This window comes from Microbacterium sp. 13-71-7 (assembly GCF_002257455.1).
Lineage (GTDB): Bacteria > Actinomycetota > Actinomycetes > Actinomycetales > Microbacteriaceae > Microbacterium.
In genome coordinates, this window is sequence record NZ_NCKN01000044.1 from 1 (window position 1) to 22,159 (window position 22,159).

Genomic DNA, 22,159 nt, shown 5'->3' on the forward strand with positions numbered 1-22,159 from the left:
GGCCGAGCGAGACGGCGCCCTCGATCGTGTGGGCGCGGAGGGCGGACAGCGCGGAGATCCGCAGGTCGTCCGGACCGAGCCTGTGGCCGCGGCGGGTGACCCTGGTCACGGCCGCCTGGATCGCCTCGAGGGGGATCGGATCGGCGACGGGGGCGTCGGACGAGATGGTGACAGGGACCCCGGCGCGCTCGAACTCGCCCAGCGGGTTGAAGCGCTCTCCCGGCGTGCCGATCGCCTCCTCGACCCCCTCGCCCCAGTTGTAGTAGTGCTGCGGCTGGTTCACCGGGCGGATGCCGGCGGCCGCCATGCGCGCGATCTGCTCCGGGGTCGGCAGCCCGCAGTGCTCGATGCGATGCCGGGCGTCGTCATCGGGGTTCTCCGCGAGCGCGGCCTCGATCGCCGAGACGACCATCTCGATCGCCGTGGGCGACTGGGCGTGCGTGGCGGTCTGCAGTCCTGCCGCGTGCGCGCGCCGGATGAGGGCGGCGTAGTCGGCGGGCTCGTGATAGAGCTGCCCGGTGCGGCAGGGATCCCCCACGTAGCCGTCGGGGAAGTAGGCGGTCCAGCCGCCGAGGGTGCCGTCGGCGTAGAACTTGATGCCCGCGAAGCTGAGGTGGGCGTTGCCGAACTGACCGACGAGGCCCATCTCCAGCGCCTCGTCGAGCAGGTGCGAGAGCAGGTACATCGACACCCGCAGCGGCAGCCTCCCGGCCTGCGCGAGCCGCAGGTACATGTCGAACTCGCGACGGCTCACCTGCGCGTCGCCGATCGCGGTGACGCCTCCCGCGAGGAAGCGGGAGGTCGCGACGTCGAGCTGGCGCAGATGCTCCTCCGGCTCGTCCGCGAGGTGGAAGTTCGGGCCGTGATGGCCGACCTTCACGCCGTGCACGCCGGTGAGGATGTTGCAGGCCGCGTCCGACAGCTCGCCGGTGAGCTCGCCGTCGGCATCGCGGAAGAACTCGCCGCCGGCGGGATTCGGCGTCTCGCGGTCGATCCCGTTGCGCTCCAGCGTGTACGAGTTCACGACGCCCCCGTGACCGGAGGCATTCATGAGATACACCTCGCGGTCGGTCGCGACCCGGTCGAGCTCGAACCGGGTGGGGTGGCGCTGCTCGGCGAGGTTGCGGTGCTCATAGCCGTAGCCGCGCACCGGGCGCCCCGCGGGGAGCTCCGACGCCGCGGCCTGCAGCAGCGCGACGATCTCCGGGATGCTGCCCGCCTTCTCCGGTCCGCAGTCCACCCACGTCATCATCTGGCCGTACATGAGCGGATGCGCGTGCGCGTCGATGAAGCCGGGCACGACCGTCGCGTCGCCGAGGTCGATCCGCTCCGGCTTCAGACCTGCCGCCTCCGCGGCGGCCTCGCACTCGGCCGGCGAGCCGGTGGCGAGGATCCTGCCGCGGTCGACGAGCAGCGCGGTCGCGGTCGTGGCGGAGGCGTCGAGCAGATGGATCGTGCGGGCGATGACGAGCCGAGGGACGATCTGACGGGACTGGTCGTAGGGGACGAGCTTTCTCATGGCAGCCTGTTCGCGGTGGTGTCGGTGCGGGCGGTGAAGGAGGACGTGACGGGGGCCTCGTCGGAATGCTGGGGCGCCAGCCGGGTGCAGATCGCGGCGAGCACGGCCATGCCGACGAACATCGCGATGACGGCCCAGATGCTGCCCGTCCAGGCGACCAGCTGGGTGGCGAACCAGGGGGAAAAACCGGCCCAGACGGCCGCGCCGACGCCGTAGGAGAGCGCGATCGACGTGTAGCGCGCCTGCGGGCGGAACATCTGGGCGAGGATCGCGGCGATCGGCGCGTAGGTCGCGCTCATCGCGATGCGCACGAGCGAGGCGAAGAGGAAGATGAGCGGCTCGACCCGACCCGGCATGAGCAGCAGGAACGGTGCGAAGGTCAGCACGGAGGTGAGCAGACCGATGTACATGACGTTCTTCCGGCCCCACTTGTCGCCGAGCCATGCGACCGGGAGCGTCACGACGAACTCCACGAACGAGGCGATCGTCATCGCGTCCAGGATCACCTGCTCGCTGATCGAGATCGGCGCGCCGGTCGCATAGGCGGTCGCGAAGGTGGTGGCCAGGTAGTAGCCGCCCGTGGAGATCGGCAGGATGCCGATGCCGAGGAGGATCGGGCGCCAGTTGGCGCGGAGCGCGAAGGCGAGCGGCATCGACTGCTTGCGACCCTCGATCTTCTGCTCGAAGACCGGCGACTCCTCGACGCGGTAGCGCACCCAGAGCCCGACGGCGATGAGCACGATCGAGAGCAGGAAGGGGATCCGCCAGCCGCCGTGCAGGATGAAGTCGTCGCCGCCGCGCGACATGATCGCGAAGATGCCGGAGGCGAGCAGGGCGCCGGCCGGGTTGCCGAGCTGGGTGAAGCCGCCGTAGAACGTCTTCGACTTCTCGGGGGCGTGCTCGACGCTCATGAGCACGGCGCCGCCCCACTCGCCGCCCACCGCGAGACCCTGGATCGCGCGCAGCAGGATCAGCAGGATCGGGGCGAGGAAGCCCACGTTCTCATAGGTGGGCAGGCATCCCACGAGCACCGTCGAGGCGCCCATGAGCAGCAGGGTGATGACGAGCGAGACCCGGCGGCCGAGCTTGTCGCCGATGTGGCCGAACAGGATGCCGCCGATGGGACGGACGAGGAAGGCCACGGCGAAGGTGGCGAACGCCGCCGAGGTCTCCGCGAGCGGGTCCTTGCTCGGGAAGAACAGCGGGCCGAACACGAGGGCCGCCGCGGTGGCGTAGACGTAGAAGTCGTACCACTCGATCGTGGTGCCGACGAAGGCCGCGAGCCCGGCGCGCCGGGCCTTTGCGTGGGTGGAGGTCATGCCCGCTCCTTTGCGGTGTCAGGGATGCGAAGGATGCTATGACCGGATCGGTACCCGCGCAATGTCATAAGTTGCGTGCACAGGGGCTGTAACTGAAGTAATGTTCGCGATAGCTCGCATCCTGATTCCGTTTCACGTCGTTCGTGGGCCTCGGGCTGCGATTGTGACAGCTTCGGAATCCAAACAGGGAAAGTCGGGGATCGCCTGCATCATGACCGATTTCGACGCAGAACTCATCCGGGCGCTCCGCGAGGACGGACGTGCGAGCATCCGCTCGCTCGCCGCGGCTCTCGGCCAGACCAGGACCGCCGTGGCGGCGCGACTGCGCCTGCTCCTGGACGATCGGACGATCCGGATCATCGGCGCGGTCGATCCCTTCTTCCTCGGGCAGCACGTCATCGCGCACGTCTCGATCCGCACGGCCGGGGCGAGCGCCGGGGTCGCGGAGGTGCTGCAGGCCCGGGTCGAGACCGTCTTCGTGTCGGCGATCGGGGGCGTCTACGACCTCGTGGCCGAGGTGCGCCTGGGGACGATGGCCGAGCTGCACGCGGTGATCGAGGACATCAGGGCCATCCCGCAGGTGCTCGACGTGAACACGCTCGTCTACACCTCGGTCGTGAAGGGACCCTTCGTCTCGAGCTACCGCGGCGACATCGTGCTGGACGAGACCGACACCGCGCTGATCGAGCTGCTGCAGGAGGACGGAAGGATCAGCTTCCGCGCCCTCGGCGAGGTCGTGCGACTGTCGCCCTCCGCGGTCGCGACCAGGGTGCAGCGGCTCCGTGCCGCGCACGTCATCCAGATCGGGGCCGTGGAGGCCCGCGGCCCCGCGCACCGGAGGCAGTCGATGGGCGTCGGGCTCAGTCTCCTCGGCGACGACGACGCCGTCCTCTCGATCGTGCGCACCTGGCCCGGCGTGGACTTCGCCGCGCGCACGATCGGTCGCTTCGACGCCGTGATCACGTTCGTGGAGCCCTCGCCCGGCGCGCTGCACGCCGGGCTCGAGCAGCTGCGCTCGCTCCCGGGGGTGTCCCACACCGAGGCCTGGCTGCACCTCGCCGTGCTCAAGGAGGACTACGCCCGCCAGTTCCCGCACGCCGCGGAATAGCGCGGGATCCCGGGGGTCGGCGCCGGACGGATCCGCGCCGGCGCCGCCGCAGGAAGATCTGCGGTCGAGGTCACGTCTCGGCGTCGGATCTCCCGAGAATCGCCGACCCGTGCCTACAATCGGGTGTCCCGTGCGCCGTGAACCCTGACGGCCATGGATGTTGCGGCCGCGATGAACTGCGGCCACGGAACCGATACAGAGGTGTATATGTCATTCCACAGCACTCGAGGCCGTCTCGGCCTCGCCATCGGCGCGCTCGGCGCCACAGCCCTCGTTCTCGCGGGCTGTGCGACGAGCAGCACGGGCGGCGGGGGTTCGACCGGAGGGGCCTCCGGCAGCACGATCACCGTCGGCACGACCGACAAGATCACGTTCCTCGACCCGGCCGGCTCGTACGACAACGGCTCGTTCGCGGTGATGAACCAGGTCTACCCGTTCCTCATGAACAGCAAGTACGGCACGGCGGAGGTCACCCCCGACATCGCCGAGTCGGCGGAGTTCACCTCGCCGACCGAGTACACGGTGAAGCTCAAGAAGGGCCTGAAGTTCGCGAACGGCGACGCGCTCACGTCGGCGTCGGTCAAGTTCTCCTTCGACCGCATGGTCAAGATCAACGACCCCAACGGCCCGGCCGTGCTGCTCGGCAACCTCGATTCCACCGAGGCTCCCGACCCCACGACGGTCGTCTTCAAGCTGAAGAACGGCAACGACCAGATCTGGCCGCTCATCCTCTCCAGCCCCGCTGCTCCCATCGTCGACGAGAAGGTGTTCTCGGCCGACAAGGTGACCGACGATGACACGATCGTCAAGGGCAAGGCCTTCGCCGGCCAGTACCAGATCACCGACTACAAGAAGAACCAGCTCATCTCCTACAAGCCGTACGACGGCTACCAGGGAGAGCTGGGCAAGGCCGCGAACAGCCAGGTCAACGTCAAGTACTTCGCCGACGCGTCGAACCTGAAGCTCGCGATCGGCAACGGGGACATCGACGTGGCCTTCCGCAGCCTGTCGGCCACCGACACCGCGGACCTGGGCAAGAACAAGAAGGTCAAGCTGGTCGAGGGCCCCGGCGGCGAGATCCGCTACATCGTCTTCAACTTCAACACGATGCCCTACGGCGCGAGCACGCCGGAGGCCGACCCGGCCAAGTCCCAGGCCGTGCGTCAGGCGGCGGCCGACCTCGTCGACCGCGCGGCGATCGCGAAGGACGTCTACAAGGACACCTACAGCCCGCTGTACTCCTTCGTCGCCGACGGCATGGCCGGCGCGACCCAGCCGCTGAAGTCGATGTACGGCGACGGCAACGGCGGACCCTCGCTCGACAAGGCGAAGAAGGTCCTCGCCGACGCCGGCGTCACGACCCCGATCACGCTGAACCTGCAGTACAACGGCGACCACTACGGCCCGTCCTCGGGTGACGAGTACGCCGCGATCAAGGCGCAGCTCGAGCAGGGCGGTCTGTTCGCCGTCAACCTGCAGAGCACGGAGTGGACGCAGTACTCCAAGGACCGCACGGCCGACGTCTACCCGGCCTATCAGCTCGGCTGGTTCCCGGACTACTCCGACGCCGACAACTACCTGTCGCCGTTCTTCACGAAGGACAACTTCCTGAAGAACCACTACGACAACACCGCGGTCAACGACCTCATCGTGAAGTCGCAGACCGAGACCGACAAGGACAAGCGCATGGCCGACCTCGCGCAGGTGCAGGACATGGTCGCGAAGGACCTGTCCACCCTGCCGCTGCTGCAGGGCAAGCAGGTCGCGGTCGTCGGGACGGGTGTCAGCGGCACCACGCTCGACGCCTCGTTCAAGTTCCGCTACGCGCCGCTGACGAAGTAGCGCACCCTCAGACGGGGCACCGCCGCACTCGCGACGGTGCCCCGTCCTCGTCTCCGGGCCCTTCGACGGGTTCGGCGACCGTCATTCCCCACCTCCTCACAAAGGTTCTCCATGGCCGTTGATGTCCTCGCCGCAGATCCCGTGGCGACGCGCCCCAAGTCCTCCGGAGGGGGACTGTGGCGCTACATCCTGATCCGCCTCGTGCTGATCATCCCCACCGTCCTCATCCTGATCACCCTGGTCTTCTTCCTGATGCGGGTCACCGGCGACCCCATCACCGCGGCCCTCGGCGGCCGCCTGCCTCCGGACCAGCTCGCCGCGCGCGTGCATCAGGCCGGCTACGACCGCCCTGTCCTGATCCAGTACTTCGAATACCTCGGCAACATCCTGCACGGCGACTTCGGCACCACCATCACCGACGGCCAGAAGGTCACCACGGTGCTGCTGACCTACGGATCCGCCACGCTCGAGCTCGCGATCTACGCGCTCATCGTCGCGTTCGCGGTCTCGATCCCGCTCGGCCTCGTCGCCGCGCACCGCCGCGACAAGTGGCAGGACGCGTCGCTGCGCATCATGGCGATCCTCGCCTACGCCACGCCGATCTTCTTCGTCGGCCTGCTGCTGAAGCTCGTCTTCTCGGTGTGGCTCGGCTGGATGCCGGTCTCCGGGCGCGCGAGCACCCAGACCGAGCTGCTGATGAGCGGTGTCAGCACCCCCACCGGCATCTACCTGCTCGACGCGATCCGGCTCGGGAACGGACCGGCGATCCTCGACGTGCTCTGGCATGCGATCCTGCCCGCTCTCGCGCTCGGCCTGCTGACCGCCGGCATCTTCCTGCGGCTCATCCGCACGAACGTGATCGGCACGCTCGGCCAGCAGTACGTCACCTCGGGCCGCTCCCGCGGTGTGAGCGAGTACCGCCTGGTCACCAAGCACGCGTTCCGGCCGGCCCTCATCCCGATCATCACGGTCATGGGCCTGCAGATCGCGCTGCTGCTGGCGGGCGCGATCCTCACCGAGACGACCTTCGAGTGGAAGGGCATCGGGTTCATGCTGAGCGAGTACCTGAAGGCCCGCGACTTCGTCGCCGTGCAGGGCATCGTCGTCATGATCGCGCTGATCGTCGCGGTCACGAACTTCATCGTCGACATCGTCGCCGCCATGATCGACCCGCGGGTGAGGTACTGAGATGACCGTCGACAACACACCCGAACCCGTGATCGACCGCGACCTGCCGACGCCGAAGACCGAGGCGCTCGCCGCGCAGGCGCCCCGCAAGCGCCGCTGGAGCGAGCGGCTCCCCGTGGTCTCGCAGCTGCGCCAGAGCGTGGGTCTGCAGCGCGGCATGCTCGTCACCGGCCTCGTCATCACCGGCGTCTTCGTGCTGGTCGCGATCCTGGCGCCGGTCATCGCCCCGTACTCGTGGGCGCAGCAGTCCGCGAACGGCGTGAAGTTCGGCACGCAGCAGCCGCCGAGCGCCACCAACATCCTCGGCACCACCGTGAGCGGATTCGACGTCTTCTCGCGCGTGATCTGGGGATCCCAGACCGCTCTGCTCGTCATCCTCGCCGCGATCGCCTGCTCGATCTTCATCGGCATCGCGCTCGGCCTCGTGTCCGGGTACTTCGGCGGCTGGCTGGACCGGATCCTCGTCGTGATCGCCGACGCGATCTACGCGTTCCCCTCGCTGCTGCTCGCGATCGTCATGTCGATCGTGATCAGCCACGGCCAGTCGAACCTGTGGTCGGGCATCATGGCCACGGCCCTGTCGATCACCGTGGTGTTCGTGCCGCAGTACTTCCGCGTGATCCGCGCCGAGGTCGTGCGCGTGCGGGCCGAGCCGTTCGTCGAGTCGGCGAAGGTCATCGGCGTTCCGACCGGACGGATCCTGACTCGTCACGTGCTGCGCAACTCGACGCGCTCGCTGCCGGTCGTGATCACGCTGAACGCCTCGGAGGCGCTGCTGACCCTCGCCGGGTTGGGCTTCCTCGGCTTCGGCATCGAGGCGACCTCGGCGGCGGAGTGGGGCTACGACCTGAACCGCGCCATCGCGGACGTCACCAGCGGCATCTGGTGGACGTCCATCTTCCCCGGCCTCGCGATCGTGCTGGTGGTGCTCGGCATCACCCTCGTCGGCGAGAGCCTGAACGACCTGAGCGATCCGCGACTGCGCACCCGCCGTCGCGCGGGAGGTGCGGCATGACCGGCACGACCATGAACACCGGCCTGCCCGATGTGGCGGACATCCGCGGACTCAAGGTCCGCTTCGCGACCGACGGCGACCCCGTCGACGCGGTCAAAGGCATCGACATCCAGGCGCACGCCGGCGAGGTGCTCGCGATCGTCGGCGAGTCCGGATCCGGCAAGACCGTCACCGCCAACGCGCTGCTCGGCCTGCTGCCGGAGACCGCGACCATGTCGGGTGCGGTCATCGTGCGCGGCCGCGGCGGCGAGACCGACGTCGTGCACGCCTCGGCGGCGAAGCTGCGCGCGATGCGCGGGCGCGACGCGGCGATGGTGTTCCAGGAGCCGTCCACGGCGCTGAACCCCGTCTACACCGTGGGCTGGCAGATCGCCGAGGGCCTGCGTGCGCACCACGACGGCCGGCTCTCCAAGAAGGAGGCGAGGGCCAGGGCGATCGAGATCCTCCGCAAGGTGGGCATCCCGGATCCGGACAAGCGGGTGGACGAGTTCCCGCACCAGTTCTCCGGCGGGCAGAAGCAGCGCATCGTGATCGCGATGGCCCTCGTCCTGAACGCGGGGCTCATCATCGCCGACGAGCCGACCACGGCTCTCGACGTCACGGTCCAGGCGGAGATCCTCGAGCTGCTGCGCGCCTGCCGCGACGAGTTCGGCGCGACGATCGTGCTCATCACGCACAACATGGGCGTGGTCGCCGACCTCGCCGATCGCGTCGTCGTGATGCTGCGCGGCGACATCGTCGAGCAGGCCCCGGTGCGGGATCTGTTCGCGAACCCGCAGCAGGAGTACACGCGGGAGCTGCTCGCGGCCGTGCCGCACGTCGGCCAGGGCAAGTCGGCCCTGGATGCACCATCGGTCGTCGAGCGACCGCAGCGAGACGAAACGCCGCACGCCGCGGATGAGGCCCCGGAAGGCAGCCTCATCGTGGCGCGCGCGTGCGAGATCGGCTACCCCGGCCGCTTCGGCCGGGGCGGGGTCGTCGCGGTCAAGGGCGTCGACTTCCACGTCGGCCCCGGCGAGGTCGTGGGCCTGGTCGGCGAATCCGGATCGGGGAAGACCACGATCGGCCGCGCCGTGGTGGGCCTCACCACGGTCGTCGGCGGATCGCTGCGCGTGCTCGGCCTGGAGATGAACGGGGTGAAGCAGCGCCAGCTCACCCCGCTCCGCCCCGAGATCGGGTTCGTGTTCCAGGATCCGGCGACGAGCTTCAACCCGCTGCTGTCGATCGCCGAGTGCATCGCCGAGCCGCTCGTGGTGCACGGGAAGGCGTCGAGCGTCGCCGCCGCCCGCGCCCGCGTGAACGAGCTGCTCGACGCGGTGCGCCTGCCGACGAACTTCGGCGACCGCTTCCCGCACGAGCTCTCCGGCGGACAGCGCCAGCGCGCCTCGCTCGCCCGCGCCTTGGCCCTGGATCCGAAGCTGCTCATCGCGGACGAGCCCACGAGTGCGCTCGACGTCTCGGTGCAGGCGAAGGTGCTCGACCTGTTCGTGCAGCTGCAGGCCGAACTCGGCTTCGCCTCGCTGTTCATCAGCCACGACCTCGCCGTGATCGACGCCGTCTCCGACCGCATCATCGTGCTGCAGCACGGCCGGATCCAGGAGCAGGGCACGACCGCGCAGGTGTTGAACGATCCGTCGAACTCCTACACGAAGGAGCTGCTCGCGGCCCTTCCGGTGCCGGATCCGGTGGAGCAGGCCGAGCGCCGCGCCCTCTGGCAGGCGGTGCGGCGCGGGGCCTGACATACCCGTCGTTCAACACCCGGACGATTCGCACACGATGCGACGTTCTGCGTACGGATCCAGTGATCCAGTGTGCGGAACGTCGCATCGTGTGCTTTTCGTCGCACGGACGGCGGCGGCAGGGAGGGGGTGCCGCGTCAGTGCCCCAGCATCATGCGGAACACCAGCCACGAGATCCCGACGCCGGCGAACACCAGCACAGAGACCCAGGGGAAGGCGCGCTTGAGCCGGCGACCGCCCGGTGCGACGCCGGGCGGGGGAGACCACGGCTGGGCGGGATCGCCGGGCGTCGGCGCGACCGGCCCGGCGAAGAGGGCGGGGGCCGATGCGGCGACCGCGGCCTGAGGGCTGCCGGATCCGGTCGGATCCGTCGCGCGCAGGCGCTCGTCGCGCCAGCGCGCCCACTGCTGCAGCTTCGTGAGGACGGCGCCGACGGTGCCGAACATCTGCGCCCACGCGGCCGGATCCAGGGTGCTCACCTGCCGGTTCTGGGCGTACAGGAAGAGCCAGTCGTCCACGATCTCGACGTCGAAGGACGACACGCTGTCCATGAACCGGGCCATGATGTCCGGCGTGAACAGGTAGAGCGCGTCGCGCTCGTAGCCGGCCGGGCAGTACAGGGCGAAGAAGCGGTCGAAGTCGCCCTCGAGCGACAGCCGCTGGTGCGCGTCGTAGCTCGCGGGCAGGTTGGATCCGAAGAACCCGTTGTTGGACTGGGCGTCCAGCACGATGTTGGGCAGCGGCACGTCGAGCCTGATCGCGATGTAGCCCCAGTCGTGGGTCTCGCTGTCCTTGCCCGAGCCCGTCGTGTACGTGAAGTTCGCGAACTCCACGAAGCGCGGTGAGACGCCGCGTACGAGATCCTTCGCGACGCGGCTGCGCCCGAGATCGAACAGCATCCCCGGCAGCTGCGGATCCTTGAGCTCCGGCAGGTAGGTCATGCCGTTCGCGCTCGCGAACCCGGCCAGGCGGTATCCCCGCACGAGCTGCCGGTTCCACCACGCGATGCCGCCCCACACGGCGAGGCCGATCACGACGAGCATCAGCAGCGGCACCACGACGCCGGCGGAGGAGCCGAGCGCGATCGTGAGGAAGACGCCGAACACGGCGAACCCGATGAAGGCGATGAACAGGACGATCACGAGGAAGAGCACGATCTGGCCCATGCGAGGACCTTGCCCGCCCGCCCTGGCCTCACGCGACCACGCGGCGAGCCGCGCGCGGTCGACCGGCTCGGTCAGCGCACGGGCGTCGAACGGGGCTGCGGTGCCCGGCTGCGGAGTGGTCACCCGTCCACGCTAATCCGGGAGCCCGGTTTTCGAGCGATGGCCGCCGCTCCGGCACGGATGTCGGAGCTCGCGTATTCGCATCGCTGGATCGTGCCCCGGGGCAGCGTGGCCTGAGCGGCGCCGATTCCGGCCGGCCGGCTCAGGGATTCACCTCGTCGGCGTCCCACTGCAGGTTCGCGCCCTCGGGGATCGGCAGGGCCTCGAGCCGCTCGTCTGCGCAAAGGGCGGCGACGACGGCTTCGGATCCGCCGACGACCGTCGAGTCGAAGTCGATCTCGCTGACCAGGATCCAGGCGTGATCCGCCGGCCAGATCAGGTTCGGATGCAGCGCGCTGGGCGGGAAGCCCCGCTCCTCGGCGATCTTGTCGCTCCAGGGGACGAAGGCCACCCAGTCCGGATCCGCGAACGTGCGCGGCGGCGCGGTGAAGAGCACGTGCTCCCGCTGCGGGAGCTCGAGGCGCGCGCCTTCGGAGACCTCGCGGGAGAGGATCCCGTCGTGCCAGACCGCCTTCTGGTACGGGTTGTTGAACGGGTCGTGGATGCTCTCGGCGAGCATGGCCGCGTGCGCCTCGACGGGGTCGTCGGTGAAGGTCACAAAGGCGCGACCGGTGGACCCGAAGCCGCCCAGCAGGCCGCCGTGCCCCTCCCAGACGCCCGCGAAACCCTCGTCGGGCGTGGTCGTGTGCGCCACCAGGTGCTCGGCGACGGGGGCCAGGAGCGCGGGAGGCAGATCGCCCTCGATCGGGCCGTGGAACTCCCGGCCGTCGGGAGCGCGGCGGTGACGCCAGTCCTCGCCCTCGGGCGTCCGCACGATCCGGCTCCACTGCGCGAGCGGATGCAGCACCGTGCCGAACGCCGCGGCCGCGTCCGCCCACGTCGCCTGCTCGTCGCGGAGCCCGGAGAGGATCCGCTCCTCCTCGTCCTCCGGCATCGCGCGCAGCTCGTCCTGCGTGGGCACGACCCCGCCCGGCACGCTCCGCACCCAGGCGGGGTGGAAGATCCGCGCATACGCCTCGAACCCGCGCGGGACGACCGAGTGCATGTCGGATCCGATGACGGGATCAAGTCGATCCCTGATCCAGCGGCCGACCTCGACGTCGTCTTCCCAGCGCATGCCGTCAGTCCTTCGTCGCGACGATCGTGAAGGTGCAGGGGACCAGGTCGCGCTCCGCGTCCGGCCAGACGAATCCGTCGTCCGTGGACAGCATCCGCGGACTGAACTGCCACGGCAGGGTCCTGCCCTCGTCCAGGCGGCGGATCCGCAGACCGGCCCCGATCAGGGCGTTCACGATCGAGGAGAGGGGATGCGGCCACTCGTAGGTGCGCGGATGCGCGACGGTGCCGTCGCCGGCGTAGGTGCTGTCGTCATCCCAGGCCTGTGCCTCCCCGGTCTCGAAGTAGGGATAGCGGAGCACCGGTTCGTCGCGGCTCTCGTCGAGCGCGTACAGCGTGGGGTGCCCGTCACGGATGTAGAACGCGCCGCCGGGTCGCAGCAGCCCGGCGACCTGCGTCGCCCAGCGTTCGAGATCGGGCAGCCAGCAGATGGCGCCGATGCTCGTGTAGACGAGATCGAACTCCGCTCCGACCGCCGCCGCGGCGTCGAGCACATCGGTCTCGACCCAGTCGGCGTCGATGCCGAGCCGAGAAGCGAGCGCGGCAGCCGTCTCCAGGGCCGGGGCGGAGAAGTCGACCCCCGTCACCCGCGCGCCGAGCCGGGCGAACGAGAGGGTGTCGGTGCCGATGTGGCACTGCAGGTGGCAGATCTCGAGGCCGGCGAAGCCCTCCGGCAGGAACGGCGCGAGCGCCGCGGCGTCTTCGCGCACGACGTCGGAGAGGTGGGCCGGATCATCGAACGCCTCGAGCCCGTAAGCCTCCGCGTGCAACGGGACGCGGTCGTCCCAGTTCTCACGATTGGCATCCCGCGCCGGCTCCCAGTCGATCCGCACAGCGTTCACAACGGGTTCGCTCATGCCGCCACGCTACCCGGCCGCTCCCGAGCCCGACCCGTCCGGATGCACGACGGATGAACGGATGCACGACGGATCCGCCGATTCCGTCGTGCATCCGTGGTCCGGTCGCGCATCTGTGGCACGGGCGGCCGTGACCCGGCGCAACACGACGACACGCGCCCGATTCGGCGCACCCGGCCGGATCCGCTAAGCTGTTCAGGTTGCCTGGGCGAATCATGCCCCGGCACGTGCTACACACCCTCCTGCTTCCGGGAAAGTCCCGGAAGCCGTTCTAGTCCGAAGGAGGTGGGTAAGTGACGCACCAGTACGAGCTCATGGTCATTCTGACCCCCGAGCTGGACGAGCGCCAGGTTGCCCCCAACCTCGACAAGTTCCTGAAGGTCATCACCAACGATGGTGGCTCGATTGACAAGGTCGACATCTGGGGCAAGCGCCGTTTCGCCTACGAGATCAACAAGAAGACCGAGGGCATCTACGTCGTCGTGAACTTCACCGCGACCAGCGATGCCACCAACGAACTCGACCGTCAGCTGAACCTCAGCGAGCTCGTGTTCCGCACCAAGGTGCTGCGCGCTGAAGAGGCGCAGGCGATGGTCGCCGCCGAGGCCAAGCGGGCCGAGGAGAAGGCCGCTCGCAAGCCCAAGGCCGCGAAGGTCTAAGGATCATGGCCGGCGAGACCGTCATCACCGTGGTGGGAAACCTCACCGCCGACCCCGAGCTGCGTTACACGCAGAACGGGCTGCCGGTGGCGAACTTCACCATCGCTTCGACGCCGCGCACCTTCGACCGCCAGGCGAACGAGTGGAAGGACGGCGATGCGCTGTTCCTCCGTGCGTCCGTGTGGCGCGAGTTCGCCGAGCACGTGGCGGGCTCGCTGACGAAGGGCATGCGGGTCATCGCATCCGGACGCCTGCGTCAGCGCTCCTACCAGGACCGCGAAGGCCAGAACCGCACCGCGATCGAGCTGGAGGTCGACGAGATCGGCCCCTCGCTCCGTTACGCGACCGCCCAGGTCACCCGTGCCGCCTCGAACGGCGGCGGCGGGAACTTCCAGGGCGGCCAGGGCGGCGGACGTCCGCAGCAGCAGGCCTCGGAGGAGCCGTGGTCGACGCCCGGTTCCTCGAGCGCCGATGCGTGGAGCACTCCCGGCTCGTTCGGCGACGACACGCCTTTTTGAGCGTCGTCTCCGGACACAACAAGATTCCGGATCCTGACGGATCCGAAAACCATTTCTCGTAAGGAAGACTCATGGCTGGAAAGTCGAGCGGCGACCGCCGCAAGCCGCGGAAGGGCGCGAAGAACGCCGCTCCCGCGAAGTCCATCCGCGTGGGTGTCATCGACTACAAGGACGTCGCGACCCTCCGCAAGTTCATCTCGGAGCGCGGCAAGATCCGCGCCCGTCGCATCACCGGTGTGTCCGTGCAGGAGCAGCGTCTGATCGCCAAGGCGATCAAGAACGCACGCGAGATGGCTCTCCTGCCCTACGCCGGCGCTGGCCGCTAAGGGGTACCGACATGGCAAAGCTGATTCTCACGAATGAGGTCGCCGGGCTCGGTAGCGCCGGTGACGTGGTCGAGGTCAAGAACGGGTACGCCCGCAACTACCTCGTGCCGCAGGGTTTCGCTGTCGCGTGGTCGCGCGGTGGCGAGAAGCAGGTCGAGCAGATCCGTGCCGCCCGTCAGGCGCGCGCGATCCACGACCGTGACGACGCCGTGGCGCTGAAGAACGCGCTCGAGGCCGCCAAGGTCCGCCTGGCCGTCAAGGCCGGCGCCGAGGGCCGTCTGTTCGGCTCGGTCAAGACCGCCGATGTCGCCGCCGCCGTCGAGGCCGCGGGCATCGGTGCGATCGACAAGCGCAAGGTGCACATCACCACGCCGATCAAGTCGGTCGGCGAGCACGAGGCCACCGTTCGTCTGCACGACGACGTGACCGCCGTGATCACGCTGCAGGTCGTCGCCGCCAAGTAAGCGCGCACGCCCTGTCAGGGGCCGTCTCCTTCGGGAGGCGGCCCCTTTCGCGTATCCGGATCCGCGATGCGCGCCCGCTCGGCGGCGCGCGTCCCGGGCCAGCCGGTGCGCGGCCGCGGCTTTTCTTAATGACCAGAACCGCTTCCGCGGGAGACGCCTCAGTACATTCAACGGGTCCGGCAGCGTCGCCGGCTCCGCACACCGGCGAGGGCGCCGGTGACATGAAAGGCATCGTCCGTGAAGATCTCGACATTCGCCAAGGCCGCGGCGGTGGGGACGGTTCTGCTCCTCGCCCTGACGGCGTGCAGCTCCCCGAAGACCGACAAGACCGCCTCCGCCGATTCCGGCGCCGCGGCGTTCGCCCCGCTCACCCGCCTCGAGCTGATCGCGCCGGCCGCGCCGGGCAGCGGATGGGACCAGACCGCACGCGCGACCCAGGGCGCGCTGCAGACGGACGAGCTGGCCAAGACCGTGACGGTCAACAACGTGCCGGGCGCCTCGGGCACCGTCGCGCTCGCCCAGGTCGCGCCCAAGAAGGGCCAGAAGGACCTGATGATCATGTCGGGGCTCGCGATGATGAGCGGCGTCGTCACGAACGGCACCTCCGTGTCCCTCGACGACCTCAGCCCGATCGCGCGTCTCGTCGGCGAGCACGAGGCGATCGTGGTGCCCAAGGGCTCTCCGTTCGCGAACGCCGATGACCTCTTCGCGGCGATCAAGAAGGATCCCAAGTCCGTCGCGATCGCGGGGGGATCCGCCGGCTCCGCCGACCACCTCTTCATCGGCCTGCTCGCCCAGCACTACGGCGTGAAGCCCTCCGACGTCAACTACGTGCCGTACTCCGGCGGCGGCGAGGCCACCACCGCGCTGCTCGGCGGCAAGGTGCAGGCGGGCATCGCCGGCACCGGCGAGTTCGCGGCGCAGATCGAGAGCGGCGAGCTGACCGGTCTGCTCGTGTCGTCGCTGAAGAACGACGGCGCCCTCACGTTCGCCCAAGCGGCGGGGGAGATCGACCCGAAGCTCGAGTTCGCCAACTGGCGTTCGATCATGGCGCCGGGAGGGATCGACGCCAAGCTGCGGGCCCAGTACCTCGCCGCGATCGAGAAGATGCACGCCGGCGACGCGTGGAAGGCCGAGCTGAAGAAGAACGAGTGGCTCGACAATTACATCGCCGGTGACGAGTTCGCGGGCTGGCTGAAGACCGAGAACACCCGGGTGCAGAGCGTCCTCAAGGACCTCGGTCTCGCGAAGTAGCACCGGCGCTCGCGGAGGAGGGGATCCTCCTCCGCGGGCCGTCGTGCCCGCGCCGTATCCAGCCGCATGAAGGAGCATCCGATGAGCGAACTCTCCTCGCATCAGGGGACCGCCACCCACGAGGACCCGCACCCTGAGGACCACGGGAAGGGTCCTGATCCGACACCGACGAGGGGGATCGGCGAGTGGGCCGTCGCCGCGGCGGTGTTCGTCCTGGGCGGGATCGTCCTCCTCGACGGTCTCGGCCAGCGCCAGTCGACCTCCGCCTCCGGGATCGGCGCCGGCTTCATGCCGATCGTCGTGGGAAGCCTGCTGCTGGTGCTGGCCGTGGTGCTGGCCGTCCAGCTCGCGCGCGGCCGGCGCGGGGAGCCGGAGCAGGCCGAGGGCGACGTCGACGTCACCCGCACGCACTGGACCGCACTCGGCATCGCCGCCGCAGGGCTCCTGTTCTTCCTGTTCACCGTGGAGCCGCTCGGCTTCATCCCCGCGACCACCGTGATGTTCTATCTGATCTCCCTCGCGATGGGATCCCGCCGGTATCTGATCGCGCTCGTGATCGCCCTGGCGACCGCCTGCGTGATCTTCTTCTCCTTCACGAGACTGCTCTCGATCGATCTGCCCGCGGGCTTCCTGGAAGGGATCATCTGATGCCCGGCCTCGAAGGACTCATGCACGGGTTCGAGCTGGCGTTCCAGCCGCAGAACCTGCTGTTCGCACTGATCGGGACGATCGTCGGGACGCTCGTGGGCGTGCTGCCGGGGATCGGGCCCGCGCTCACCATCGCCCTGCTGCTCCCGCTCACCTACTCGGTCGACCCGTCGGCGGCCTTCATCATGTTCGCCGGCATCTACTACGGAGCGATGTACGGCGGATCGACGACCGCGATCCTGCTGAAGACGCCGGGCGAATCCGGATCCGTCATCACCGCGATCGACGGCAACAGGATGGCGCGCATGGGACGCGGGGCCACGGCTCTGGCGACCGCGGCGATCGGCTCCTTCGTCGCGGGCACGATCGCGACGATGCTGGTGGCGTTCTTCGCGCCATGGATCGTGGACATCGCGGTGCAGCTCGGCCCGCAGGACTATCTCGCCCTCATGGTGGTCGCCTTCCTCACCGTGAGCGCGCTGGTCGGCAGCTCGCCGCTGCGCGGACTCATCTCGATGGCGGTGGGACTCGCGATCTCGCTCGTCGGGATCGACTTCCAGAGCGGCCAGCAGCGCCTCACGTTCGGCCTGCTTCCGCTGCTCGACGGCATCGACACGGTGGTGCTGATCGTCGCGCTCTTCGCGATCGGCGAGCTGTTCTACGTGGTCGCGCACCAGTCGACCCTGGTCTTCAAGGTGATGCCGTTCGCAGGACGCTGGATGAACCGCGAGGACTGGCGGCGCTCGTGGAAGCCCTGGTTGCGCGGCACGGCGATCGGCTTCCCCCTGGGCGTCATCCCCGCTGGAGGATCCGAGATCCCCACCTTCCTGTCGTACACGCTGGAGCGCAGGCTGTCCCGGCGCCCGCAGGAGTTCGGCCACGGCGCGATCGAGGGCGTGGCAGGGCCGGAAGCGGCGAACAACGCGAACGCGGCCGGCACCATGGTGCCGCTCCTCACGCTCGGCATCCCGACCTCCGCGACCGCCGCGGTGATCCTCGTCGCGTTCCAGCAGTACGGGATCCAGACCGGACCCCAGCTGCTGGAGACCAACGGTCCGCTGGTGTGGAGCCTCATCGCGAGCCTCGTCGTCGCCAACGCGATCCTGCTGCTGCTCAACCTCCCGCTCGTGGGCCTGTGGGTCAAGCTGCTGAAGATCCCGAAGCCGTACATGTTCGCCGGGATCGCGACCTTCGCGGTGCTGGGCGCGTACGCCGCCGGAGGCTCCACCTTCGACGTGGGCCTGCTCCTCGTGCTGGGCGTGCTCGGATACGTCATGCGCCGGTTCGGATACCCGGTCTCGCCGCTCATCGTCGGGGCGATCCTCGGGCCGATCGCGGAGGTGCAGTTCCGGCGCGCGCTCGACATCGCCGGCGGCGATCCCGGCACGCTGATCTCCACGCCGTTCACCTGGGCGATCTACGGCACGCTCGCCCTGGTCTTCGTCCTCACCTTCGTGCTGCGCCGCCGCCCGTCGAAGCGGGACGTGCTGGTCGAGGTGGGAGGTCTGCCCACGACGCTGACCCCCACGATCGAGGTGCCGGAGCCGGCCGACGACGCCGCGCCGGAGCGGGAGGCGGCGCGCACGCAGAGCGACCGGAGATGAGCATCGCTCAGCGCACGAGCGGCGCCCGCACGGAGGCCCCTGCCTCCGGCGCGCGTCGCCATGCCCCGTGGGACACTGGTCACGTGCGTCGATCGATGTCGTTGAGCACGCAGCTGCTGGTGCTGCAGATCGCCATCGTGCTCGTCATCGTCGCAGGGACCGGCGCGGTCGCCGCCGTCCTCGCCGCCCAGGCGAACCGGGACGCCTACCGGGATCGCATGGTCGCGATCGCGCAATCGGTCGCCGGCCTGCCGACCGTGGTGGAGGCGCTGCTGGCGCAGGATCCCCAGGGGCAGATCCAGCCGGTCGCGGAGGCCGTGCGGAAGTCGTCCGGCCTCAGCTACGTCGTCGTGACCGACGATCGCGGCATCCGCTACTCGCATCCGAATCCGGAGCGCATCGGCGAGAAGGTCTCGACGGATCCCTCGGTCGCGCTCTCCGGAAAGGTCCAGATCGAGACCCAGACGGGCACGCTGGGCGAATCCTGGCGGGTGAAGGTCCCGATCCACGGGCCGGAAGGCACGGTCATCGGGATCGTCTCCGTCGGGATCTTCGAGGTGGATCTCCAGGCGCAGTTCGTCGACGATCTCCCCGGTCTGATCATCGCGCCGATCGCCGCCGCCGTGATCGGCGTGATCGGCTCGGTGTGGATCGGCTGGCTGCTGCGCCGGCGCATCTACGGCCTCGAGTCGGAGGAGATCCGCACGATGCTGGACACCAGGGAGGCGATGCTGCACGGGATCCAGGAGGGGTTCATCGCCGTGGACGCGGACGGTCGGCTCGTGGTGGTCAACGATGCGGCAGCCCGGCTGCTCGGCGTGGAGTCGGACCAGATCCTGGGCGAGGACGCGGCGGACGTGCTCGACGAGGAGCTGGCGCGGTTCCTGCTCTCCGGCGAGACCGCGGAGACCCCCGTGCTCTCGGGCGAGCGCGTGCTCGTGGTGCACGGCGCCGCGGCGCGCGTGAAGGATCGCGACGTCGGCCACATCGCGATGCTCCGCGACCGGACGGAGCTCGAGGAGACGCTGCGCGACCTGAGCGGCGCGCGCAGTCTCGCCGATGACCTGAGGGCGCAGTCCCACGAGTTCTTCAACACGCTGCAGGTGCTCAGCGGCCTCCTCGAGACGGACCAGACCGACGCGGCGCTGTCCTTCATCCACCGCGTCGGCGGAGGCGGGGCCCTTCCGACGGGGCAGCTGATGCACGGCATCGACGACATCGAGGTCTCGGCGCTCGTGCTGGCCAAGTCGGCACGGGCGCAGGAGCTCGGGATCGACCTGATCGTGGATCCCGAATCCCATCTGCGCGAGGTCGAGCAGGACGACGACCTGCTCACGATCGTCGGCAACCTGCTCGACAACGCGATCGAGGCCCTGGAGTCCCGGGGAGGGCGCGTGGTGCTGCGGATCAGGGACGACGTCGCGCCGGATCGGATCACGGTGAGCGTCGACGACGACGGTCCCGGCGTGCCGGCGCATCTGCGCGACGCGGTCTTCGAGATCGACGTCTCGGACAAGGGATCGGTGCCGCGCAAGGAGCGGCGCGGGATCGGGCTCACGATCGTCAAGCGTGTGGCGCAGCGGCTGGGCGGCACGGCGGTCGCCGAGGCCTCCGCGATCGGAGGCGCGCGCTTCGTCGTCGACGTGCCGTGGTCGTTCGAGGCGCGGGCTGCGCGATGAGCCCCGCCAGGGTCGTGATCGTCGAGGACGATCGGATGCTCGCCGCCCTCAACGCGACGCTGGTCGACGCCCATCCCGGCTTCGAGGCGGTCGCGGTCGCGCACACCGCGACGGAGGGCCTCAGGGAGATCGAGCACCATCGCCCCGATCTGCTGCTGCTCGACGTCTATCTCCCCGATCTGAACGGACTGGAGCTGCTGCGCCGGCTGCGGACGACGCGCACCGACGTGGAGGTGATCGCGGTGACCGCGGCCCGCGACCTCGAGACCGTCCGCCGCGCGCGGATGCTGGGCGTGCGGCACTATCTGGTGAAGCCCTTCACGAAGGCGGATCTGCACCGCCGGCTGAACGAGGTACAGCGGGCGCTCAGCATGACGGCGGGGGATGCGGATCTCGATCAGCGGGCGGTCGATCTGATGCTGGGGGGCGGAGCCGACGATGCCGCGGCCGCACCCAAGAACCTCTCGGCCTCGAGCCTTCAGCGGGTCGCCGCTCTGCTCGACGGCGCAGAGGGTGACATGTCGTCGGCGGAGATCGCCGACGCCCTGGGGATGTCGCGGGTGAGCGCCCGCCGCTATCTCGACCACCTCGCCACGATCGGGCAGGCCGAGGTCGCCCCGCGCTATGGTGCGGTGGGGCGTCCGGAGAACCGCTACCGGGCGATCCGGCGCTAGACAGGCCTCGGGCGGGGCGCCGGAGCCCGGCTCCGTCGGGTTCTGCCGGATCCATTGCCCGTATGCCGGAAGACCGGTATGGTTTGCCTCAAAGATTGCACGGGCTGGGGCGTGGGCAACTCTTGACGGGGTGGGACCCGACGAACTTGGGGAACTGGATTCGCGGTGTCCGTCGGACACTCCGCCGATCTCTTCGTACCCGGATGCGTGTGATCGTCACCGATCACCGAGCTGGGGAGCTGGGGAGATGTCTACGAACAAATGGGGCGCTGGGGCGCTCCGCAAGGCCGCCTGTGCGGCGGGGGCGATGTCGCTCGCCGTCGCAGGAATCCTGATCACGGTGCCGGGCGCATCCGCGGAGGATGCACCGTGCACGCCGATGCCCGCGTCGGACGAGCAGGTGCTCGTCACACCCGCGGTGCCGGCCACGCCGGGTACGCCCGCCGTCACGCACACCGAGTACCAGCGCTACTCCTGGAAGGGCGGGCCGGACGGCCCGGCGCCCTCCGACATCCCGCCGAGCGACGGGTGGCAGAAGAACACCGAGGCGTACTTCCCCGGACACTCGGACGACCCGCTGAACACGATCTTCCAGGCGGGGACCCCCGGCAACGCGGACTACTTCTACTGGACGGCGACCGAGGTCGTCGACACCCCGGCGGTTCCCGGGACTCCTGAGATCCCCGCGGTCTACAAGACGGTGCACCACGACGCCGTGACGTGCCCGGTCGTGACGCCGCCGGTGGTGACGCCGCCGGTCGTGACGCCGCCCGTGGTCGCACCGCCCGTCGTCGAGCCCGAGACGCACATCGTGCCGACCACCGTGCAGACCGACGGCGACCAGACCGCGGTGCTGGTGCTCGCGGCCGGTCTGGGGGTCATCGCGGCCGGTGCGCTGACCGGAGCGGGGCTGCTCATCCGCTCCCGCCGCGGCTGAGCCGCACCCGCAACGGCACATCATGAACGACAGGGCCACCGCGACGCGCCGCCGCCTCGCGGTGGCCCTGCTCGTCGTGGGGCTCCTCGCGGGCGGAGCGGCCGTGCTGCTCTGGAGCGCGACGCGATCCGCACTCGGCGACGTCCCGATGTCCACGTCGCCGGCCTCGCCGACACGCACCGTCGCGCCTGCCACGCCTGTCGCGCCGGCCCCTTCGCCGAGCCCGACCGCGGCTGCCGCGCCGACTCCGGCGCCGTTGCAGGACATCGCAGGGACGCCCGTGCACGTGACCGTGCTTCAGGGGGGCGCGCCGCTGATCGATGCGGATGTGAACAGGATCCAGCTCGATGGGGACGGCTGGCTGAGTCCCGATCAGGGGCTGGCGGGGTGGTACGGGCCGCCGCAGT

Annotated in this window: 20 protein-coding genes and 1 pseudogene; 16 read left to right on the forward strand and 5 right to left on the reverse strand. The window is 69.5% G+C overall.

The window, feature by feature from the left end; all coding sequences use genetic code 11:
- Together B7X32_RS06390 and B7X32_RS06395 are read right to left on the reverse strand one after the other, a co-directional pair.
- Positions 1–1,519: amidohydrolase (locus B7X32_RS06390; protein ID WP_292717713.1), on the reverse strand; the 1,519-nt coding region annotated here is incomplete at its 3' end.
- Positions 1,516–2,838: an MFS transporter gene (locus B7X32_RS06395; RefSeq protein WP_292717715.1), complete on the reverse strand. Its 1,323-nt coding sequence runs from the start codon at positions 2,836–2,838 to the stop codon at positions 1,516–1,518. The genes B7X32_RS06395 and B7X32_RS06390, both read right to left, overlap by 4 nt.
- Positions 2,839–3,049: 211 nt before the next feature.
- Between B7X32_RS06395 and B7X32_RS06400 the strand changes: the two genes are divergently transcribed.
- The 5 genes from B7X32_RS06400 to B7X32_RS06420 all read left to right on the forward strand — a co-directional run bounded on the left by B7X32_RS06400 (position 3,050) and on the right by B7X32_RS06420 (position 9,730).
- Positions 3,050–3,946 carry an Lrp/AsnC family transcriptional regulator gene (locus B7X32_RS06400; RefSeq protein ID WP_292717717.1) on the forward strand — a complete coding sequence of 299 codons (897 nt, stop codon included), beginning with the start codon at positions 3,050–3,052 and terminating at the stop codon, positions 3,944–3,946.
- Between the two features lie 207 nt (positions 3,947–4,153).
- Positions 4,154–5,788 (forward strand): ABC transporter substrate-binding protein, encoded by a 1,635-nt coding sequence (locus B7X32_RS06405; RefSeq protein WP_292717720.1) that lies wholly within the window; start codon positions 4,154–4,156, stop codon positions 5,786–5,788.
- 111 nt (positions 5,789–5,899) lie between these two features.
- Positions 5,900–6,976, forward strand: a complete 1,077-nt coding sequence (locus B7X32_RS06410) for an ABC transporter permease (protein ID WP_292717722.1) — start codon at positions 5,900–5,902, stop codon at positions 6,974–6,976.
- A gap of 1 nt (position 6,977) precedes the next feature.
- Entirely contained in the window at positions 6,978–7,991 is a 1,014-nt protein-coding gene (locus B7X32_RS06415) for an ABC transporter permease (protein WP_292717724.1), read from the forward strand.
- Positions 7,988–9,730 carry an ABC transporter ATP-binding protein gene (locus B7X32_RS06420; RefSeq protein ID WP_292717726.1) on the forward strand — a complete coding sequence of 581 codons (1,743 nt, stop codon included), beginning with the start codon at positions 7,988–7,990 and terminating at the stop codon, positions 9,728–9,730. The genes B7X32_RS06415 and B7X32_RS06420 overlap by 4 nt, the downstream gene beginning before the upstream one ends.
- Before the next feature lie 137 nt (positions 9,731–9,867).
- On the opposite strand, the gene B7X32_RS06425 is transcribed toward B7X32_RS06420, so the two are convergent.
- From B7X32_RS06425 to B7X32_RS06435, 3 genes are all read right to left on the reverse strand, one after another.
- Positions 9,868–11,019, reverse strand: coding sequence for a hypothetical protein (locus B7X32_RS06425; RefSeq protein WP_292717728.1), 1,152 nt, complete (start codon positions 11,017–11,019; stop codon positions 9,868–9,870).
- A 139-nt stretch (positions 11,020–11,158) separates the two neighbouring features.
- Positions 11,159–12,133 carry a hypothetical protein gene (locus tag B7X32_RS06430; protein ID WP_292717730.1) on the reverse strand — a complete coding sequence of 325 codons (975 nt, stop codon included), beginning with the start codon at positions 12,131–12,133 and terminating at the stop codon, positions 11,159–11,161.
- A gap of 4 nt (positions 12,134–12,137) precedes the next feature.
- Positions 12,138–12,989, reverse strand: a complete 852-nt coding sequence (locus B7X32_RS06435; RefSeq protein WP_292717732.1) for a class I SAM-dependent methyltransferase — start codon at positions 12,987–12,989, stop codon at positions 12,138–12,140.
- Between the two features lie 293 nt (positions 12,990–13,282).
- On the opposite strand from B7X32_RS06435, the gene rpsF reads away from it, so the two are divergent.
- The 11 genes and pseudogenes from rpsF to B7X32_RS06490 form a co-directional block, all read left to right on the forward strand.
- The gene (gene rpsF / locus B7X32_RS06440; RefSeq protein ID WP_292717734.1) at positions 13,283–13,648 is read left to right on the forward strand and encodes a 30S ribosomal protein S6; all 366 of its coding nucleotides are present in this window, start codon (positions 13,283–13,285) and stop codon (positions 13,646–13,648) included.
- Between the two features lie 5 nt (positions 13,649–13,653).
- On the forward strand, positions 13,654–14,166 hold the full coding sequence (locus tag B7X32_RS06445; RefSeq protein ID WP_292717736.1) for a single-stranded DNA-binding protein: 513 nt from the start codon (positions 13,654–13,656) through the stop codon (positions 14,164–14,166).
- Between the two features lie 71 nt (positions 14,167–14,237).
- Positions 14,238–14,492 (forward strand): 30S ribosomal protein S18, encoded by a 255-nt coding sequence (gene rpsR, locus B7X32_RS06450; protein WP_040168021.1) that lies wholly within the window; start codon positions 14,238–14,240, stop codon positions 14,490–14,492.
- Between the two features lie 11 nt (positions 14,493–14,503).
- A complete protein-coding gene (gene rplI / locus B7X32_RS06455) occupies positions 14,504–14,956 on the forward strand; it encodes a 50S ribosomal protein L9 (protein WP_292717746.1) in 453 nt (150 codons plus the stop codon).
- 237 nt (positions 14,957–15,193) lie between these two features.
- Positions 15,194–16,210: a tripartite tricarboxylate transporter substrate-binding protein gene (locus B7X32_RS06460; protein WP_292717748.1), complete on the forward strand. Its 1,017-nt coding sequence runs from the start codon at positions 15,194–15,196 to the stop codon at positions 16,208–16,210.
- Positions 16,211–16,291: 81 nt separating this feature from the next.
- Positions 16,292–16,858, forward strand: coding sequence for a tripartite tricarboxylate transporter TctB family protein (locus B7X32_RS06465; RefSeq protein WP_292717750.1), 567 nt, complete (start codon positions 16,292–16,294; stop codon positions 16,856–16,858).
- Entirely contained in the window at positions 16,858–18,462 is a 1,605-nt protein-coding gene (locus tag B7X32_RS06470; RefSeq protein WP_292717753.1) for a tripartite tricarboxylate transporter permease, read from the forward strand. The genes B7X32_RS06465 and B7X32_RS06470 overlap by 1 nt, the downstream gene beginning before the upstream one ends.
- Positions 18,463–18,557: 95 nt before the next feature.
- Positions 18,558–20,141: a sensor histidine kinase gene (locus B7X32_RS06475; RefSeq protein WP_292717755.1), complete on the forward strand. Its 1,584-nt coding sequence runs from the start codon at positions 18,558–18,560 to the stop codon at positions 20,139–20,141.
- Positions 20,138–20,815: a response regulator gene (locus B7X32_RS06480; protein WP_292717757.1), complete on the forward strand. Its 678-nt coding sequence runs from the start codon at positions 20,138–20,140 to the stop codon at positions 20,813–20,815. Before B7X32_RS06475 ends, B7X32_RS06480 begins: the two co-directional genes overlap by 4 nt.
- 247 nt (positions 20,816–21,062) lie before the next feature.
- Positions 21,063–21,752: a hypothetical protein gene (locus B7X32_RS06485; protein ID WP_292717758.1), complete on the forward strand. Its 690-nt coding sequence runs from the start codon at positions 21,063–21,065 to the stop codon at positions 21,750–21,752.
- 22 nt (positions 21,753–21,774) lie between these two features.
- Positions 21,775–22,159, forward strand: a pseudogene (locus B7X32_RS06490) (hypothetical protein); the annotation flags it as partial.

What these genes read in the sequence shown, in the direction of transcription:
- B7X32_RS06395 (WP_292717715.1), bottom strand. Translation starts at nt 2,838, where the DNA reads ATGACCTCCACCCACGCAAAGGCCCGGCGCGCCGGGCTCGCGGCCTTC.
- B7X32_RS06400 (WP_292717717.1), top strand. Translation starts at nt 3,050, where the DNA reads ATGACCGATTTCGACGCAGAACTCATCCGGGCGCTCCGCGAGGACGGA.
- B7X32_RS06405 (WP_292717720.1), top strand. Translation starts at nt 4,154, where the DNA reads ATGTCATTCCACAGCACTCGAGGCCGTCTCGGCCTCGCCATCGGCGCG.
- B7X32_RS06410 (WP_292717722.1), top strand. Translation starts at nt 5,900, where the DNA reads ATGGCCGTTGATGTCCTCGCCGCAGATCCCGTGGCGACGCGCCCCAAG.
- B7X32_RS06415 (WP_292717724.1), top strand. Translation starts at nt 6,978, where the DNA reads ATGACCGTCGACAACACACCCGAACCCGTGATCGACCGCGACCTGCCG.
- B7X32_RS06420 (WP_292717726.1), top strand. Translation starts at nt 7,988, where the DNA reads ATGACCGGCACGACCATGAACACCGGCCTGCCCGATGTGGCGGACATC.
- B7X32_RS06430 (WP_292717730.1), bottom strand. Translation starts at nt 12,133, where the DNA reads ATGCGCTGGGAAGACGACGTCGAGGTCGGCCGCTGGATCAGGGATCGA.
- B7X32_RS06435 (WP_292717732.1), bottom strand. Translation starts at nt 12,989, where the DNA reads ATGAGCGAACCCGTTGTGAACGCTGTGCGGATCGACTGGGAGCCGGCG.
- B7X32_RS06445 (WP_292717736.1), top strand. Translation starts at nt 13,654, where the DNA reads ATGGCCGGCGAGACCGTCATCACCGTGGTGGGAAACCTCACCGCCGAC.
- rpsR (WP_040168021.1), top strand. Translation starts at nt 14,238, where the DNA reads ATGGCTGGAAAGTCGAGCGGCGACCGCCGCAAGCCGCGGAAGGGCGCG.
- rplI (WP_292717746.1), top strand. Translation starts at nt 14,504, where the DNA reads ATGGCAAAGCTGATTCTCACGAATGAGGTCGCCGGGCTCGGTAGCGCC.
- B7X32_RS06465 (WP_292717750.1), top strand. Translation starts at nt 16,292, where the DNA reads ATGAGCGAACTCTCCTCGCATCAGGGGACCGCCACCCACGAGGACCCG.
- B7X32_RS06470 (WP_292717753.1), top strand. Translation starts at nt 16,858, where the DNA reads ATGCCCGGCCTCGAAGGACTCATGCACGGGTTCGAGCTGGCGTTCCAG.
- B7X32_RS06475 (WP_292717755.1), top strand. Translation starts at nt 18,558, where the DNA reads ATGTCGTTGAGCACGCAGCTGCTGGTGCTGCAGATCGCCATCGTGCTC.
- B7X32_RS06480 (WP_292717757.1), top strand. Translation starts at nt 20,138, where the DNA reads ATGAGCCCCGCCAGGGTCGTGATCGTCGAGGACGATCGGATGCTCGCC.
- B7X32_RS06485 (WP_292717758.1), top strand. Translation starts at nt 21,063, where the DNA reads ATGTCTACGAACAAATGGGGCGCTGGGGCGCTCCGCAAGGCCGCCTGT.